This is a genomic window from Thioalkalivibrio sp. (assembly GCF_007692535.1).
Lineage (GTDB): Bacteria > Pseudomonadota > Gammaproteobacteria > Ectothiorhodospirales > Ectothiorhodospiraceae > Thioalkalivibrio.
Genome location: NZ_REBW01000104.1, coordinates 1 through 18,072, shown reverse-complemented (window position 1 = coordinate 18,072; position 18,072 = coordinate 1). Strand labels below are relative to the sequence as shown.

General features: G+C 65.4%; 14 protein-coding genes. 12 read left to right on the top strand and 2 right to left on the bottom strand.

Annotation, left to right across the window (positions count from 1 at the left end):
- The coding region (locus EA346_RS04490; RefSeq protein ID WP_296756131.1) for a TonB-dependent receptor at positions 1–1,813 on the bottom strand (1,813 nt) is incomplete at its 3' end.
- 453 nt (positions 1,814–2,266) lie between these two features.
- Here EA346_RS04490 and EA346_RS04485 point away from each other — a divergent pair.
- The 9 genes from EA346_RS04485 (at position 2,267) to EA346_RS04445 (ending at position 12,673) form a co-directional block, all read left to right on the top strand.
- Positions 2,267–3,169 (top strand): hypothetical protein, encoded by a 903-nt coding sequence (locus tag EA346_RS04485; RefSeq protein ID WP_296756129.1) that lies wholly within the window; start codon positions 2,267–2,269, stop codon positions 3,167–3,169.
- Positions 3,170–3,227: 58 nt separating this feature from the next.
- Complete coding sequence (locus tag EA346_RS04480) at positions 3,228–3,572, top strand: hypothetical protein (protein WP_296756128.1); 345 nt, start codon at positions 3,228–3,230, stop codon at positions 3,570–3,572.
- A 153-nt stretch (positions 3,573–3,725) separates the two neighbouring features.
- The gene (locus tag EA346_RS04475; RefSeq protein ID WP_296756126.1) at positions 3,726–4,157 is read left to right on the top strand and encodes a hypothetical protein; all 432 of its coding nucleotides are present in this window, start codon (positions 3,726–3,728) and stop codon (positions 4,155–4,157) included.
- A gap of 61 nt (positions 4,158–4,218) precedes the next feature.
- Complete coding sequence (locus tag EA346_RS04470; RefSeq protein WP_296756134.1) at positions 4,219–5,202, top strand: lipoate--protein ligase family protein; 984 nt, start codon at positions 4,219–4,221, stop codon at positions 5,200–5,202.
- A 145-nt stretch (positions 5,203–5,347) separates the two neighbouring features.
- Positions 5,348–5,731 carry a hypothetical protein gene (locus EA346_RS04465; RefSeq protein WP_296756125.1) on the top strand — a complete coding sequence of 128 codons (384 nt, stop codon included), beginning with the start codon at positions 5,348–5,350 and terminating at the stop codon, positions 5,729–5,731.
- 198 nt (positions 5,732–5,929) lie between these two features.
- The gene (locus EA346_RS04460; RefSeq protein WP_296756123.1) at positions 5,930–7,387 is read left to right on the top strand and encodes a DUF3375 domain-containing protein; all 1,458 of its coding nucleotides are present in this window, start codon (positions 5,930–5,932) and stop codon (positions 7,385–7,387) included.
- A complete protein-coding gene (locus EA346_RS04455; RefSeq protein ID WP_296756122.1) occupies positions 7,387–8,070 on the top strand; it encodes a DUF4194 domain-containing protein in 684 nt (227 codons plus the stop codon). The genes EA346_RS04460 and EA346_RS04455 overlap by 1 nt, the downstream gene beginning before the upstream one ends.
- The gene (locus tag EA346_RS04450; RefSeq protein WP_296756120.1) at positions 8,067–11,477 is read left to right on the top strand and encodes an ATP-binding protein; all 3,411 of its coding nucleotides are present in this window, start codon (positions 8,067–8,069) and stop codon (positions 11,475–11,477) included. Before EA346_RS04455 ends, EA346_RS04450 begins: the two co-directional genes overlap by 4 nt.
- On the top strand, positions 11,474–12,673 hold the full coding sequence (locus EA346_RS04445) for a DUF3322 domain-containing protein (RefSeq protein ID WP_296756119.1): 1,200 nt from the start codon (positions 11,474–11,476) through the stop codon (positions 12,671–12,673). Before EA346_RS04450 ends, EA346_RS04445 begins: the two co-directional genes overlap by 4 nt.
- Positions 12,674–12,934: 261 nt before the next feature.
- On the opposite strand, the gene EA346_RS04440 is transcribed toward EA346_RS04445, so the two are convergent.
- Entirely contained in the window at positions 12,935–13,252 is a 318-nt protein-coding gene (locus EA346_RS04440; protein WP_296756117.1) for a hypothetical protein, read from the bottom strand.
- 153 nt (positions 13,253–13,405) lie between these two features.
- Between EA346_RS04440 and EA346_RS04435 the strand changes: the two genes are divergently transcribed.
- From EA346_RS04435 to EA346_RS04425, 3 genes are all read left to right on the top strand, one after another.
- Positions 13,406–14,281 (top strand): CbbQ/NirQ/NorQ/GpvN family protein, encoded by an 876-nt coding sequence (locus EA346_RS04435; RefSeq protein WP_296756116.1) that lies wholly within the window; start codon positions 13,406–13,408, stop codon positions 14,279–14,281.
- A complete protein-coding gene (locus EA346_RS04430) occupies positions 14,274–16,802 on the top strand; it encodes a VWA domain-containing protein (protein WP_296756115.1) in 2,529 nt (842 codons plus the stop codon). Before EA346_RS04435 ends, EA346_RS04430 begins: the two co-directional genes overlap by 8 nt.
- Before the next feature lie 340 nt (positions 16,803–17,142).
- Positions 17,143–17,916: a TIGR01458 family HAD-type hydrolase gene (locus EA346_RS04425; RefSeq protein WP_296756133.1), complete on the top strand. Its 774-nt coding sequence runs from the start codon at positions 17,143–17,145 to the stop codon at positions 17,914–17,916.
- Positions 17,917–18,072: the final 156 nt, after the last annotated feature.

Genomic DNA, 18,072 nt, shown 5'->3' with positions numbered 1-18,072 from the left:
CCAGGCCTACGGTGAGCTCGGGCGGTGGCGTCTGGTACAGCGGCTCGTCGAAGGCCGAGTCCCGGTTGTCGCCCTGCAGCCAGGTACCCCAGGCAAAGGCGTTGAGCCCCTCGCCGAGATCGTGGTCCAGCGTGAACTCGGCGCCGCGGATGCGGGCACGATTCAGGTTTATAGTGTCCTTGACTGGCATGCCTGGTCGCACCTGCCCACCGATATAATCGCGAATCCTGCTTTCGTAGGCAGCGATGGAATAGGTGGTGGCACCAATCTGTCCGCGCGCACCAACTTCGAAGGTCCGATTCCGCTCGGGGTCAAGCTGGGGATTGCTGAGCCAGTTGAAGCCGTCGCTGTAAGGGTAGGTCAAATAGCGTTCCAGCAGACTGGCCGAACGGTATCCCTCGGAAAGGCTTACGTAGGGCCGGAAGGCCGGATCCAGGTCCCAGTTCACGCCTGCGAACCACGAAAAGTTGTGATCCGTCTTGTTCAATCCTTCCTCACGATATATGGGGTCGAAATCGGGTCCTGGCCCGAGGCCAGCGAGGAAGCGGTCCGCGCTTCCCCTGACCTCGTCGTAACGCACCCCGAGGCTCACGATGAAGTCATCTAGATAGATGTCGTCCTGAGCGAAAACGCCGGTGGAGCGAAGGCTTCCATCTCCAATCAGGGGGATGCGGACCGTCGGATCCCAGTCGGTACCCTCTCTTCCGATAAACGATACGGGCGAAGCCTCCAGCTTCCACGTGTCAGCGCCCACCAGCACCACGTGCTGCGGGTGCGGCGAGAACTCGAGCTGGACCCGAGCGCCATCGGTGTCGAAGTCGGTGTCGGAGGTCCGGTAGTCCTTGGCGAGTTCCCGGTTCCAGTCGTAGTTCCCGCGCTCCATTTGCTGGCGGTAGATCGAGGCGGAGAGTCTCGGTGCCCAACTGCCCCCGAACTCGCCGGTGTAGGACAGTTCCAGCAGGTCCCGCGTCTTTTCGGGTGCATAGTGCGTGTTGAGCCCCCCCGGCTGCGGAAAGCCCCCTTCCAGTGGGTCCTCCCGGAAGTTCCTAGAGGCCAGATACCATACGTCCTTGCGCCGGTCCCGCTGCGCCTGGAACTGGATTTCGTGGCCTTCGGTGAGCTGTCTGCGATAGCGCAGGCTTAGCGCGGTCTGTTCGGTAGCGGAATCATCCAGCCGATCGCCGTCGCCCATGCGGTAGTCGTTGGTATCGAGATGAGCGATCGCGAGGTCGAGCACGTTGCGCGGGTCGGACGCCGATACGCCCACCGCCGCGCGGACGCCGTCGTCCACCGAGGTGTAGCCGAGCCGGGACCAGCCGTTGAGCTCAGGTTCCTCGGTGAAGTCTCCACCCCGGGTGATGATGTTGATCACGCCGCCCATCGCACCCGAGCCATAGAGTACGGAGCTGGGGCCGCGGATCACCTCGATGCGCTCGATCATGTCGACGTTCACATAGGAGGCGAGGGACCCTCTGCCGGGCGGCTGCAGGGCATTGATGCGCACCCCGTCGACCAGCACCAGCACCTGGTCGCGCTTCAGGCCCCGGATGATCGGGTCCAGGCCCACCGAGCCGTCGACTGCCACCGCGAGGCCCGGCTGGCCTCGGAGCAGATCGCCGAGAGTCCGCGCCTGGGTACGCTGGATCGTATCGGCCTCGATCACGTTGACCGAACGTGGGGTATCTGCGATCAGCGCTTCGTACCCCTTGGCGGTGACGGTGACCGGCGCGAGGACTGTCGCGTCGTCGGCCTGTGCGAATACTGCGGCTACCGCGGCGGCCAGACCAAGTGCGGCGGTTGTTGGTGTGCGCATCTAAATCCCCTTCATCCAGAAAACGGGTGGGTTGATCGCGTCCCGACGACGATGGCCGCCACGGGACGGAAGCCAGTGGAAGTCGAAGCTATGACCGGCCGCAAACCTTCAACACCAAGCCAGCCGCGAGGCTCGGTGTGGACGCCTGAAAGGTTCCTGAGTGGGCCAGCGCTTGATAATATAAGAAGGTTGCGATCCTGGCGAGGCAGCCAGACTGTCCGTGACCGGGTTTTGACGCAGGCCCGAAAAGCGCATAGATTTCGAAGGCTGATCGCCGTGCGCAGAAGCCCCGCGGGAACGCGGGGCTTCTGCGCGATCGCCGGATCATCAGCCCCGCCGCCGGATCGTCCACCGGCCGGCATCGCGATCCCGTGATACGGGAAGCCCGCGCCGAGGCCCGGCGTTGCGATGCCAGCGCGACCATGTCATTCCGGTACAAGAGGGAAGAAGGCCATGTCGATGTTCACCCTGACCCGCGGGTTTTTGGGATTGTTTCTGCTCGTGATCGCGAGTGCGGCACAGTCCGAGCTGCTCAAGCCGATGATGCTCGCCTACACGAAGCCCGGTGCGGATGTCGCCACCGAAGCCATGGCTGTGCGCGATCGGCTGACAACGGCCGGATTCCGGGTACTCGGCGAATACGCGGTGGACGACAATGCCCGGGTGATGGTGTTCACATCTGACGAACTGCTCGCCGCGGCGGCCGGTTCCGATCGTGGTGCCTATGCGGCACCGCTGCGGGTGTCCGTGACCCGCATCGGCACGGAGCTTCAGGTCAGCTACAACGATCTCGAATATTTCCGGCACGCCTACCAGCTGGACCGCTCCCTCGCCGGCGCGATGTCCCGCCTCGCGAGCACGCTTGGCGCAAAGGAGGCCTTCGGTGCACAGGGCCTGACTCCCGCGGTACTGGGCCGGTATCGCTACGCCTTCGGCATGGAGCGCTTTGGTGACCCTTACCTGTTGGCCACCTACCCCAGTCGTGAACGTGCGCTGGCAGCGCTGGAAGCCAACCTGAGCACCGGCAAGGGCGGGGTACGCGAGGTGTACAGGGTCGACATTCCCGGCCGTGACGCGACGCTGATCGGGGTCTCGATTCGAGAAGAGGAGGGGGCCGATCAGTACGCCTCGGACCATTTCAACCTGGGGACGGTCGATGTCGGCGACCGTCGGCACACCGCTTACCTGCCTTACGAGATCCTCGTGGATGGCGGCCGCGTGGAGGCGCTGCATATGCGTTTTCGCATGGCCCTGCATTTCCCCGATCTCAGCATGATGGGGGAGAATAGCTTCATGCAGTTGCGGCGTTCGCCCGCGGCGGTGGAAAGGGCGCTGACCGAGGCCGCGGGCGGTTGAGCCAGATGTCCAGGAAGCAAACCCCTGTTCCCGTTGGTCTACCTTTCGAGGTGACGGCATGACTGATATCGCATCCAGACTTGAATCGATCCGTGATGGACTGACCGAACTGCAGGCACAGCTGGATGCCCCGGAACACGCGAATGCGGTGGATCGGCTTGGGGCTCTGATCGATGAGTTGGACGCGGTCATCGCCAAGGCCGGGGCCCAGATGGCACCGCCGGCCCCGAAGCGGACGAAGCGGGGCAAACAGCCCGCGGTAGAGAAGTGCCCGCGCTGCACCATCCGCAGCCTGAACATGGTGGCTGGCGAGACGCGACCGGCGGAGGACGGGTCCGGCGACGAGGAGGTCCTCTGGCACTGTTCCAGTTGCGGTTACGAGATCTGGCGTCTCGGCGACTGATCCGGGGCCCCGCGCGGCCTGCAATCCAGGATCTCGCTGTGTCCGCACCGGGAGGGGTGCCTGCCCTGCCGACTACCCCGGTTCTCCGGGGCCATTTATCCGCGAGCCCCTTCCTTTTGTATTCTCTGCGCAAATCAATCGCCAGGGGCGGTCATGAAGTCATTGAAGATCACGAACATCGGCGAAATTCGTAACGAACTGAACAAGTACAAACGTGGTAAGAAATTCGACATCCACCAGTTCAACCAGGTGGCCCGTCTCGCCTGGCTGGGTCGGGTGGTGATGCAGCCCCTGGACCCCGAAGACCCCGGGTGCAAGTCCTTCCTGATGTTCATCCAGGAACCGGATGAACTGCCGTCGCACTTCCTGGATACCGACGAGGATCTGATGGGTGCGATGCACATCGTCGACGGAGAACAGGCCGAGGCACTGATCCAGGTGCTGCGCAGCGGGGTCGAGGAGCGTGCCAAGCTGTACGAGGACCTTTCCCGCAGCGATTTCTACTTCCGCTATTTCTACCGCCCCAAGGACGAGCCAGCGTCGGAGGAGGCTACGGCCGGTCCAAAGGGCGGCGCCGAGGATTGAATCCTTGATCTCACCGGTTGCGCCCGTATGGGTGGACGCGGGCCGCGTGTCCGCGCAGTCCATGCATGCCCTGTACACTGGTATGGCCGCCTGCACCCGCGACGACGACCCGGTGCGTGTGCTCTGGATGCAGAGCAGCCAGGATCATGTTTCCGTGGGTGCCAGCCAGGATCCGGGGGCGGACCTGGACCTCGCCGGCTGCGCGAAGCAGGGCATTCCCGTGCTGCGGCGACCGCTCGGGGGTGGGGCGGTGTGGGTGGAGGCAGACCAGCCCTGCTTCTTCCTGGTGATGCCGCGCCATAGTCTGGCACGAGGGCACCGGCACCTTTTTTCCATGGGTATGGGGTTGGCGGTCGCCGTGCTACGGCAGCTGGGCCTCGACGAAGCCGAGACGCGTAGCCAGGATATATGGGTCCGTGGACGCAAGATCATGGGGACCGGCGCCGCTACCCTCGAAAAGGGCTGCGTCTTCGGGGCGAGCTTCCTGCTCCGCTTTCCAGCCGAGCGTTTCCTGGCCTGTATCTTCGCGCCGAGCGATGGCTACCGCGAGTGGGTGCTGCCGGCGCTGCGTGAGGGCGTGACCGACTGTGCGCGAGAGATGATCCCGGCGCCGGACAATGACGCATTCCGGAGCGCCCTGTTCGCGGCCCTGCGACAGCGTTTCGGTGTGCCACCGAAAACGCTGGAACTGACCGAGACCCTGCGCGAAGCATGGATTACACGGGGTCGTGAGGAGCTGGAGGACCTGGAACAGGGCGACACCCGTCCCGCGGTACCCTCCGGTATCCGCATCAACCGGGTCAATCACGTGTTCGAAACCAGCTCGCGCTGCGGGCGCCTGCGCCTGCACGTGGCCGGCACCGCGATCCGGCGCATCTGGTGCGAGGAGCCCCGGATCAACGAGGTCCTGCAGGAGCGCGTGATTGGGCTGGCGCCGGAGCGGCTGGTCCTGCGTGCGAGCCTGAGCCAGGGGTTGGAACTCTCGCTCGCGGATGAGATCAGTTGCCGCGTCGATGCTCTGTACCGTGGCATTCGTACGCCTTGAGGTGCAGCCGGATCGCAACGGGGGCGACCCGCTGTTGTCGGAACCGCGGGCGTCGCGCGGGATCCGGTCAGGCGGGTGTGTCGCTGGTTCTTGAGGGCATGCCCGTCCCTTTTTCAAGCACGTGAATTTCGACCAGGAATCGACCATGTCGGAACCGACCATTGCCCGCCGCCTCGAACGCCGCATCATCGTGATGACGCGCGATACGGAGATGCTGAGCAAGCTCCAGGCCTGCGTCGAGCCCCCGTGGGAGTTGGTGCCGGTCACCGACCTGGAGGACCTGGGTCCATGGAACGAGGTCCTGCTGTACCGCTTCCTGCTGCTCGATCTCGACGAGGTCGAGGTCTTCGATCCGCTCGACGTGATACGCATCCTGCGTATGGAGTACCAGATCAACCTGCCGGTGTTCTGCTTCGGCGGCGATACGGACATCCAGGACGAGATGCGCCTGTCCCGTGCCGACCGTTTCTTCACGCGCGAAGAGATGCTCGAGCGTCTTCCGGAATTCCTGCGCCAGTACGACTGGTGAGGTGACGGCAGGGCGGCGGCGGCCGCATCATACCGACATGGATCTGCTGCGACGATTACCCTGCACCCCTCCGATCCCGGCGCAAGTGCCCCTTTTATGCACCAGTGCGGCTGGCGGCGACTGGCCCATCCCTTGGCTGGATGAAAGACACCACTGCGGGGCAGGTGAGGTGAAAATCCAGGTAAAAGCCAGACCGGCATGAGCATGGATTTCGCCACCCTGGAGGCCCTGCGGCTGCGCCACCCGGCCTGGCGGCTGTTGCGCTCGGACCATGCGCCGCTGATGGCCAGCTTCCTGCACCGGGCATTCGTGGCGCCCAACGTGCGTGTGATGGCCGCGGCGGATCTTGCCGAGGCACTCGAGGACGAACTGTTCGCGCTGCGCGAACGTCTGGGACCCGACGCCTTTCCCCGCTCGGCGATCCAGTACCTCGACGACTGGGCCAGCCCGGAAAAGGGCTGGCTGCGCAAGTTCTACACACTCGGTTCCGACGAGCCGCAGTTCGACCTGACCCCGGCCACCGAAAAGGCGATCGCCTGGCTCACGACACTCGCCGCGCGCAGCTTCGTCGGCACCGAATCGCGCCTGCTGACGCTGTTCGAACTGCTCAAGCAGATGAGCGAAGGCAGCGAGGCCGATCCGGAAAAACGCGTGGCCGAACTGCGCAAGCGCCGCGATGCCATCGACCTTGAGATCGAGCAGGTGCTGGCTGGTGACGTGCCCCTGCTGGACGACACGGCCCTGCGCGATCGCTTCCAGCAGTTCATGCAGCTTGCGCGCGAACTGCTGACCGATTTTCGCGAGGTCGAGCACAACTTCCGTACACTCGATCGCCGGGTGCGCGAGCGGATCGCGCTGTGGGAGGGCTCCAAGGGCGCATTGCTCGAGGACATCATGGGCGAACGCGACGCGATCGCGGATTCCGACCAGGGACGCAGCTTCCGCGCATTCTGGGATTTCCTGATGTCCAGCCGTCGCCAGGAGGAACTATCCGAACTACTGGCCCGGGTGCTGGAACTGCCACCGGTGGCGGAGTTGCGACCCGACGCCCGTACCCGGCGCGTGCATTACGACTGGCTCGAGGCCGGCGAGCACACCCAGCGCACCGTGGCCCGGTTGTCACAGCAGCTCAGGCGGTTTCTCGACGACCAGGCGTGGTTGGAGAACCGCCGCATCATGGATATCCTGCACGGGATCGAGACCAAGGCGCTGGCACTGCGCGAGACTCAGCCGACGGGAGAGATCATGGCCATTGCGGCGACCGCGGCGGAAATCGAACTGCCGATGGAGCGCCCGTTGCACCGGCCGGCAATGAAACCACTGATTGCCGATATCGAGCTGGAGACGGGGGAGGCCGACGTGGATGCCTCGGCGCTGTATTCCCAGGTCGTCGTCGACAAGGCGCGGCTCGCCCGGCACGTCCGCAACGCCCTGCAGGAACGCTCGCAGGTGACGCTGCGCGAACTCATCGACGCCCAGCCCCTGCAGCGGGGACTGGCGGAACTGGTGGCTTATCTGGAGCTGGGCCGCGCCCCGCTGAAGGTGGTCATCGACGAGGCCAGCCCCGAGGTGATTTCCTGGCAGGCGATCGGTCGCGACGGGGCCGGTTGTACCCGGCGTGCCCGCATGCCGCGTGTAACCTTTGTGAGAGGGTGATGGTGGAAATGGAAACCGGGACCGAACGCGCAGGCGATGAACTGCCGGCGCTGGCGGTCACGCTGCTCAAGGGCGTGATCTACCGGGATGGCGACGAGAGGCTCTGGGCGGCGCTGCTGGAGCTGCAGGCGCAGGTGCGGGACTACATGAACGTGCTGAACCTGGACCTCGTCCTCGACGAGGCCGAGGGCTATGCCTTCCTGCGCTCACGTCCCGACGATCCCGAGGCCGGCTCCCGGCCGCTGCGCCTGATCGCGCGTCGGCCATTGTCCTTCCCGGTGAGCCTGCTGCTGGCCCTGCTGCGCAGGAAGCTCGCTGAGTTCGATGCCGGCGGCGGCGACACCCGTCTGGTGCTGACCCGTGACGAAATCGTCGAACTGGTGCGGGTCTTCCTGCCCGACAGCAGCGACGACACCCGCTTCATCGCCCGCATCGAGACGCACATCAACAAGATCGTCGAACTGGGCTTTCTGCAGCGCCTGAAGACGGCCGGCCCGGGAACCTTCGAGGTTCGGCGTATCCTCAAGGCCTTCGTCGATGCTCAGTGGCTGGCCGAATTCGATGACCGGCTGGCGGCCTACCGGGCGCAGTGGCTGGCGGAGACCGGCGGCCCGGTTGATGGAACAGTAGCCGAGGCCGGTTCGACGCGTTCCCACACCGACGTCCAGGAAGGCGATTCATGAGCACGGCCTCCACGTTTCAGTCAGGGCGCTCTGCACCGGCGGGCGAGGCGCAGACGCTGGGCCTGGATTTCGTCGGTGACGATACGCTGGCGGGTTTTCGCCTGCAGCGGCTGGAAGTGTTCAACTGGGGTACCTTCGACAGCCGGGTCTGGACACTCCAACTCGACGGCCGTAACGGCCTGCTGACCGGCGACATCGGTTCCGGCAAGTCGACGCTGGTCGATGCCGTGACCACGTTGCTGGTGCCCGCAAACCGCGTCGCCTACAACAAGGCCGCCGGCGCCGACAGCCGGGAACGCAGCCTGCGCTCCTATGTGCTCGGGCACTACAAGTCCGAGCGCAACGAAGTCACCGGTGCGGCCAAACCCGTGGCGCTGCGCGATCACAACAGCTACTCGGTGATCCTCGGCGTCTTCCACAACGCCGGCTACGACCAGACGATCACGCTGGCGCAGGTGTTCTGGAGCAAGGACGCTCAGGGGCAGCCCGCGCGTTTCTTCGTCGCTGCCGAGCGATCGCTGGCGATCGCCGAGGATTTCGCGCACTTCGGGCCGGACATCACGCAATTGCGCAAGCGTCTGCGCGGGCTGGGGGCGCTGATCGAGGACAGCTTCCCCAAGTATGGCGCCTGGTTCCGGCGCCGCTTCGGCATCGACAACGATCAGGCCCTGGAACTCTTTCATCAGACCGTGTCGATGAAGTCGGTGGGCAATCTGACCGATTTCGTGCGCAGCCACATGCTCGAGCCGTTCGACGTCACGCCCCGTATCCAGGCGCTGATCGCGCACTTCGACGATCTCAATCGTGCCCACGAGGCGGTGCTCAAGGCTAAGCGTCAGGTGGAACTGCTCGAACCCCTGGTAGCCGACTGCGATCGACACGAGACGCTGGAGGCGGAGGCCGAGGCGTTGCGCCAATGCCGTGAGGCGCTGCGCGCCCATTTCGCCGGATTGAAGCTCAACCTGCTGGACAAGCGCCTCGCCGGGCTGAACGAGGACTGGCAGAGGCTGGATGCCCAGGTCCGGCGGCTCGAGGAGCAGCGCAATGCGCAGCGCATCCAGGTCGACGAGCTGAAACGTGCAGTGGCCGACAACGGAGGCGATCGTCTGGAGCGCCTGGCCGAGGAGATCCGGCAGAAGGAAAGGCTCCGCGATGGCCGACTCGCGAAGGCCCGGCGCTACGCGGAGCTCACGGGCGTCATCGGCGAGCCGGCAGCCGATGACGAGGTGGCGTTCGTGGCTCAGCGCGCGCGGTTCGCCAGCCTGCGCGAGACCCTGCGGAACCAGGACGCCGATCTCCAGAACGCGCTGACCGAACAAGCGGTGAACCTGCGCCAGGGCAAGCAGGAGCACGATGCTCTCAGCGCCGAGATCGACAGCCTCAGACGTCGGCGCAGCAACATCGACGATCGTCAGATCCGGATTCGCGCGGCATTGTGTGCGGCGCTCGGTCTGGACGAGGAGGTGATGCCTTTCGCCGGCGAGCTGCTGCAGGTGCGCGAGGAGGAGCAGCCGTGGGAAGGCGCCGCGGAGCGGCTGTTGCGCGGCTTCGGGCTATCGCTGCTGGTGCCGGATGCCCACTACCGGGCGGTGGCCGACTGGGTCGACCGCAGTCATCTCCGGGGGCGGCTCGTCTATTTTCAGGTGCGCGCGGTCCGGCGCGGGGATCTCCCGGATCTGCACGTGGAGTCCCTGGTGCGCAAGCTGTCGATCAAGCCCGATTCCCCATTCTACGACTGGCTCGAGCGGGAACTGGCGCACCGCTTCGACGTAGCCTGCTGCGATACCCAGGAGCAGTTCCGGCGCGAGCGGCGCGCGATCACCCTCGCGGGCCAGATCAAGGACCCGACCGGCCGCCACGAGAAGGACGATCGGCACGCCCTGTCGGACCGCGGCCGCTACGTGCTCGGCTGGACCAACACGGCGAAGATTGCGGCGCTGGAGGGCCGATCAAGGCAACTCGAGACGCGGCTGGCGGATGTCGGTCGGCAGATCGGCACGTTGCAGGCGCAACGCAAGGGGCTGGAGGAGCGCCTGAACGCGCTGACCGGGCTGCAGGAGTTCAACGATTTCCAGGAACTGGACTGGGCCACGGTGGTGACCGCAATCGAGACGCTGTCCGGTGAAATGCAACGCCTGGAAGCCGCTTCCGATCGGCTCCACGAACTCAACCGGCGGCTCGGCGAGGCGCGCGCGCAGCTCGAGGCCTCGGAGGCGGAACTGGACGGGATCCGGGACCGCCGCTCGAAGACCGAGCAGAAGCGCAGCGATGCCGAGGCGCTCCGAATCGAGACCATGACCGTGCTGGACACCGACCCGCCGGAAGCCGCACTGCACCAGCGGCTGGAGACGATGCGCAGCGAGGCGCTCGGCGAGCACACCCTGACGGTCGAGTCCTGCGACAACCGGGAGCAGGATCTGCGCGGCTGGCTACAGAAGCGGATCGATATGGAGGATTCCAGGGTCAAGCGTGCCCGCGAACGGATCATCCAGGCGATGATGGCCTTCAAGCAGGAGTTCAAGCTGGAAACGGCGGAGTTCGATGCCAGCATCGAGGCTGCTTTCGAATACCGGGAACTGCTCGGCAGCCTGGGCCGCGATGATCTCCCGCGTTTCGAGTCCCGCTTCAAGGAATTGCTGAACGTCAATACGATCAACGAGATCGCCAACTTCAATGCGCAGCTGGCGCGGGAGCGCGAAACCATCAAGGAACGGATCGGGCGCATCAACGAGTCGCTGACCCAGATCGACTACAACCCCGGGCGCTACATCGTGCTCGAATCCCAGGCGAGCCCCGATACCGACATCCGCGATTTCCAGACCGAGCTGCGGGCCTGCACCGAAGGCACGCTGACCGGATCCGAGGATGCCCAGTATTCCGAGGCCAAGTTCCTCCAGGTCAAGGCCATCATCAGCCGTTTTCGTGGCCGCGAGGGGCTCTCCGAGCAGGATCGGCGCTGGACCACGAAGGTCACCGATGTGCGCAACTGGTTCGTGTTTGCTGCCAGCGAGCGCTGGCGCGAGGACGACGCCGAGTACGAGCATTACTCGGATTCCGGCGGCAAGTCCGGTGGGCAGAAGGAGAAGCTCGCCTACACCATTCTCGCGGCAAGCCTGGCCTACCAGTTCGGATTGGAATGGGGCGCTGTGCGTTCGCGGTCGTTCCGTTTCGTGGTGATCGACGAGGCCTTCGGGCGTGGCTCGGACGAATCGGCGCAGTACGGGCTGCGCCTTTTCGCACAACTCAACCTGCAATTACTGATCGTGACCCCGCTGCAGAAGATCCACATCATCGAGCCATTCGTGTCCAGCGTCGGATTCGTGCACAACGAGCTCGGTAGGGCCTCGAGTCTGCGCAACCTGTCGATCGAGGCCTACCGCGAGGAGAAGGCGCGGCTGGCGGTATGACCTGGACCCGCCCCGAGGATCTGCGCGCGCAGGTGCGCCGGCTTTGGGACCGCGGTGATCTGCTGGCCGCCCTGGTCAGCGATCAGGAGATTTTCCCCCGGAAGCTCGTGCTGAAAGGGCCGACCTCGTCGGAAATGGCCGGGCGATTCGACGAGGTGCGCGTCTGGATCGCGGCGTTGCGGGAAATGCCCTGGTGCCGGATCGAGTGGCGCGAGTTCACCCATCGGATCTTCGGTGCGAACCGGGTGCCGCGGGAGGTCTGGGTGGACCGCCTTGACGACGCGCTCGCGTGGATCGGGAAACAGCGCGAGGCGGCACGGTTCCGAAGACTTGTCGACCTGACCCGCATGCGCCAGCCGGTTCTGCTCGAATGGCTGGGCCGGCGGCCGATGCGGGCGCTGGAACTGGCTGGCGACTGGGAGCGCCTGCTCGATATCGTCGATTGGCTGCGCGAACACCCGCGCCCAGGAATCTACCTGCGCCAGGTCGATATTCCTGGCGTGCACAGCAAGTTCATCGAAGCCCATCGGGGTGTATTGATCGAGTGGCTGGATCGGGTGTTGCCGGTCGAGGTCGTGGACGCCGCGTTCACCGGCGTTTCCCGATTCACCGCGCGTTACGGATTCCGGGACAAGCCGGCGCGTATCCGTTTCCGCGCTCTCGATGAAGCGCTACCGGTGTTTTCCAATGTCCGAAACGGGCCCGAGGTGCCGGGGCTACCCGACGTTACCCTGGACGCGGACAGCTTCGCCGCGCTCTCGTTGCCGGTGCAATGGGTTTTCATTACCGAAAACGAGACCAACTTCCTCGCCTTTCCCCCTGTTCCCCGGGGCTTGGTGATCTTTGGCGCGGGCTACGGATGGGAGACGCTGGGCGGGATCGAATGGCTGCAGCGGTGCAGGCTGCACTACTGGGGGGACATCGACACCCACGGCTTCGCGATCCTCGATCAACTGCGCAACCGATTCCGGCACGTGGACTCCCTGCTGATGGACCGCGCCACCCTGATGGCTCACGAAGCCCACTGGGGCCGAGAGCCCGATCCCGTGCGCCACGATTTGACGAGACTCACCGCGGTCGAACGCGCGCTATATGACGACCTGCGCGACAACCGCCTGCGGGAATCCCTGCGCCTGGAGCAGGAGCGAATTGGCTTCCGCTGGGTCAAGGCCGCACTGAGGCAACGCCTGACCTGATGATCACGAATCCTCCGCAAGCCGGGAAAATCGCATTCATCGCAGCGAAACCGCCAAAACCTTCGCCTGCAAGGCAGGCTCCTACAAGGGCAAGGACCCGTGGGAGCGCGCCTTGCGCGCGAAGGGATCCTCTGCGGCGCTTCCGTGATAATCAGGACGCCTGATGGCACTGCGGGCGTCATCCCATAACCCCGACCGCTGAGGGTCGGCCTCGCATCGACAGGGTCCGGTTTGGTCGCCTGATCGTAACCCGCAGGCGCGTTACCCTATAGGGGCATGGTCGAGTACGTCGATGCGGACGTTCTCGCGGAATTGCTCGTTCGCGCCGTCGATCGTCAATACGCCGATGCGCGTACCTGCAGTGTCATAGCTGAACTTGCAGTCGAAGGTACCGGGCAGGTTGATCGTGCTTTCGCACAGGGTCTCGCCCTCGACGGTGAACATGGCCTTCGCTTCGCCCGAACCGTTTAGCATCGCCTGCAGTCGGAATTCCTCACTCACGGGGCGGCGATAGAACGCGGGGTCGCGGTTGGCGTTGTACTGCAGGTTATTGAGTTTGATCAGCTTCACTAGCTTCATGCCGGCTCCCTAAACGCACTGGTTCGGAGTGAAATGGTCGATATTAGCGAAAGCTGAAATGATACAGGATTAGAACCCCCAACCACCAAGATCCGCGTGCCGGAATGTGGACACCGGGTCTCCCAATCTTTCCGCCGAACTGACGGAGCATCCATGAAAAATCTGCTCAACCGCCTGCGCGGCGTCGAACGTGACGTGCTTGAGTCCCCTTTGGACGGCGACGCCCCGTTCTACGTGGCCCAAGCCGACGAGATCGAGATCTTCCGCGCCGCCTGGACGCGGCGTCTTCCGGTGATGCTGAAGGGCCCTACTGGTTGCGGCAAGACCCGCTTCCTGGAACACATGGCCCACGTGCTCGGCAAGCCGCTGGTCACCGTGGCCTGCCATGAGGATCTGACCAGTTCCGACCTGGTCGGTCGCTTCCTGCTCGAGGGCGAGGAGACGGTCTGGCAGGATGGGCCGCTGACCCGCGCGGTGAAGGAGGGTGCGATCTGCTACCTCGACGAGATCGTCGAGGCGCGCACGGATACGACGGTGGTGATCCATCCCTTGACCGACCATCGCCGCCAGCTGCCGCTGGACAAGCGAGCGCGGATCATCGATGCCCACGAGAATTTCATGCTGGTGATCTCCTACAACCCTGGCTACCAGACAGTACTGAAGGACCTCAAGCCTTCGACCAAGCAACGTTTCGTCGGGATCCATTTCGACTACCCCGGGGAGGTGATCGAGCGCGAGATCGTCGCGCGGGAATCGGGCGGGCTGGATCCCGATCGGGTCGAGCGCCTGGTCGCCGCCGGGCGGCGCGCCCGGGCGTTGAAGGATCACGGTCTGGAGGAGGCGACCTCCACACGGGCCCTGGCCTATGCGGGCGAGCTGATGCAGGCCGGTCTCGCGCCGCGTACCGCCTGCCGAGCGGCGATGATCGCGCCGGTCACGGACGACCCGGAGCTGATCCAGGCGCTCGAAGAGATCGTCGCTGCGCACTTCCCCGAGGCCGACGAGGAGACCGCGGCCGTTCATGGCTGAGGCCGACGATCTCGTCGCGATCGAGGAGGTCCTGCAACAACTGGAGCGGGTCAGCTTCGTCGCGCACCGCGACACCAGGACCGCGCTGCCCGCGATTCGCGAATTCGGTGCGGCTCAGGCGCGGTTCTGGATCGAGACCGCGCGGGACCTGTTCCTGCACGACCGCGAGGCGGGCAAGAGCTTCCTGCGTCATTCAGCCCGGCTCGCAGAGAACTCGGGCGTGGTCGAGCCCTGGACCGGCCAGGCCCGGGAATTCCTCCAGTGGGTGAACTCGCACTACGCTCTCGAGGGTTTTCTGGCCCAGGTCGACCGAGTCTGGCGCGCCTGGGGCGAGGCCGGCGAGCGCGAGTGGTTCGCCATCGGCCTGCGCTGGTGCGGGCGCAGCCTCGCCGATGCCCGGGCCTATTTCGAGACACCCTTCGACCGGCTGGACGGCGGGCAGGGGGTGCCCGGTCTGCGCAGCCTGATCGAGCCGGCGGAGCGGCTGTTCGATGAGCGCGGTCTCGCGCTCGACTGCTACCTCGCGGGCGCCCCCATGGCCCGCAATATGGTCGGCGACGCCGGCTTGCTGAGCTGGGCACGCCGTGGCGCCGACCTGCTCGTCGCCGGACGGTCTCGCGGCGAGGCCTATTTCCGCATGGAGAGCGAGGAGGGCATGCGGGTGTTGCTCGAGGCCCTGCCCGGTTACCGGGCGCGCCTGCACGGCCGCTTCCTGCAATTGCTCCTGCTGGCGTGGCTGGACGCCGAGATTCCGCTGGCGGACGGCGACTGGAAGCCGGGCGAGGGACGCCCGATGCTGGAGACGGACGGCCGCCGCCTGTATCTGCCCGCCGTCTTCGACAGCCGCGACGAGGCCATCGTCGCGGTGCAGCACGGCACCGCACACCTGGCCTTCGACAGCTATGCGCGCGAACACATCGAGGGGCTGTTCGCCCGCGCCGGCATGGAGCACCCGCCGCTGGACGACCAGAGCCGGATCACCTGGCGTCCGCTGTTCGCGCCCTTCGCCGAGCGCATGTTTCGCTTCCAGATCCTGTTCGACCTGGCCGAGGATCTGCGCGTGAACGCCCGGCTGCATCCCCGGATTCCAGGATTCCTGGCCCGCCTGCTGCAATTGGCGCGACGCCAGGAGATTCCCGACGAGCCGGCCGGGACGTACTACCGCTTTGCGCTGGAGGCGTACCGCGCGCTGCATGCTGGTCAGGCAGTGGACCCGCGTCTGCAACGGATGCAGGATCCCGCCGCAACGGTTCTGGATGCCTGGGACGCGGCGGAACAATTGTTCGCCGATCCGACGTTCCCGGAGATCGCAATCGATCAGCGCAAGGACGCGTATCTGCCGGGGCTGTCGCTGAATGCCGCGCGGCCGGTGTATCCGCAGCGCCTGCGCGATGGCGATCTCAGCGACTTTCGCGACGTCGGCGATGCCTACGAGGAGCACCGTTTCGTGCGCGAGAAGCAGGAGGAGGCGCCGGAACAGACGCCTGAAGGCGCGCAGAAGGACCCGGATGCCGACATCCAGATGCCCCGGGAGGAGACCTCGGGCTCCGGCGGGCGTATCGGGGTCGGTATACCGGCGCCGGCACAGGTCGCCAAGCGCGGCGTGGCCTGGCAGCCTCGCAGCGGCGGCATCCCGTATCCGGAATGGGACTACCGCGAGCAGCGGATGATCAGTGACTGGGTGAACCTGAACGAGCGGGTGCTGGATGAGCAGGATGCGGGCCGGGCGCGGGAAATCCTCGCTGGGCACGCAGCCACCCTGAAGCGCCTCACGCGCGGCCTGGAGATGCAGCGGCCGATGCGCATGGCCCCGCTGCGCCGGCAGATGGATGGCGACGAACTGGATACCGAGGCGGTGATCGACTTCATCGCCGACAAGCGCGCGGGCCTGTCGCCGAAGGCCTTCATCTACCGCCGGCGGGCGGTGCGGCACCGGGATACCGCCGTACTGCTGCTGGCCGACATGTCAACCTCGATCATGGCCCGGCACCCCGGTGGGGACGGAAAGATCGTCGAGCGGGTGCGCTCCGGGCTGATGCTGTTCGCCGAGGCGATCGACCGCATCGGCGATCCCTGTGCCATTGCCGGCTTCGCCTCCAAGCAGCGCGACCAGGTGCACTATTACTGGCTCAAGGACTTCACCGAGCCGCTTGATGACACGGTGCGGGGGCGCATCGCGGGTATCTCCGGCCGTCTCGCCTCGCGCATGGGTGCGGCGATCCGCCACTCCGTCCGGGCGATGCAGCGGGTCTCCAGCCAGCACCGACTGCTGCTGATCCTGTCCGATGGCCGCCCCGCCGATTACGACGACGGCGGCGATGCCCGTTATCTGCACGAAGACACCCGTATGGCGATGAAGGAGGCCCAGGATGCGGGCATTCACCCCTTCTGCATCACCCTTGATCCCTCGGGCGAGGAATACCTGCCCGCGATCTTCGGCCCCGGCCACTACATCATCATCGACCACATCGACGAACTCCCGCGCCGACTCCCCGAGATCTACCTCCGCCTGCGCCGCTGACGCCCCCGGGACCTCTAGCGCCACCCCGCGCACTGGAGTGCCTGATGGGTTCTTCGTCGTTTCACGTGGATTTGAGGATGGAGCCCGCGGGGCTCCCGATCAGGTGGATCATGGTGATGAGGGTGTCGGTGTTGCGGTATCCTCAAACTCGCGCCCGGGCGGTCTGGAGCAGCACGTTGAAGCCCTCCAGGCGGACATTGGTGTAGCTCGAGGTCCAGCGTTACACCACTTTTCGAACATGGGTCTTCAGAGTTGCCAGCGCCGTCCGGACCTGTTCGCGCCCAGTCGATGTCACGGTGTCAGGAGGGCTCGTGCGATGTTCGAACGAACACCCCGGGGAATCGACTCCGTCGAGGCCCTGTTGCTGGACCTTTCAGGCGTGCTGTACATCGGGGACGAGGCCGTTCCCGGGGCGCGGGAAGCGGTGGAAAAGGCCTGGGGCGCCGGGCTGCCCCTGCGGCTGATCACGAACACGACGCGGCAGCCGCGCAGACGCATCCTGGACCGGCTGCGTACACTCGGGTTCGACTTCCCGGACGAGGCGCTCACCACCGCCCCGAGCGCAATCCGCGCGGAACTCGAACGACGAGGTCGTACGGCCCGATTCTTCGTGCATCCGGACCTGCGTAGCGAATTTGAGGGTTGCGACTCTGTTTCCGGCGACGCTGATGTCGTGGTGCTGGGGGATATGGGCGAGCACTTCAGCTTCGACGCGCTGAACGAGGCCTTTCGCGCACTAATGGACGGTGCCGATCTGTGGGTAATGGGGATGAACCGCTACTTTCGGGAGTCCGGCGGGCTGTCGCTGGACCTGGGCCCGTTCGTACGCGCGCTGGAATATGCCGCCGAAGTGGAGGCGAAGAACTTCGGGAAACCGGACAAGCGGATCTTCCACGCCGCGATCGCGGGCCTCGAACTGCCGCCGGAGCGGGTGCTGATGGTCGGCGACGATTATGCCGGCGATATCGATGGCGCGCGTTCCGCGGGACTGGCGGCTTGCCTGGTCCGGACTGGGAAGTACCGCGCCGGAGACGAGGATCGTATCTCGCAGCCCGGCGCGGGCCTGGCCGAAGACCTTCGCGGCATCGTGCGGGGAGTTCTCCAAGCCGCGTGACCGTCACAACCGTGCGGCCAGCCGCAATCCGTTGTAGGACCGCTCGGTTCCGTAGGGCGGGTCGTTCAAGACGAGTAATACCTGCATGTCCTCTCCTGATGATCACGAATCCTCCGCAGGCCGGGAACATCGCATTGACCGCAGCGAAACCGCCAA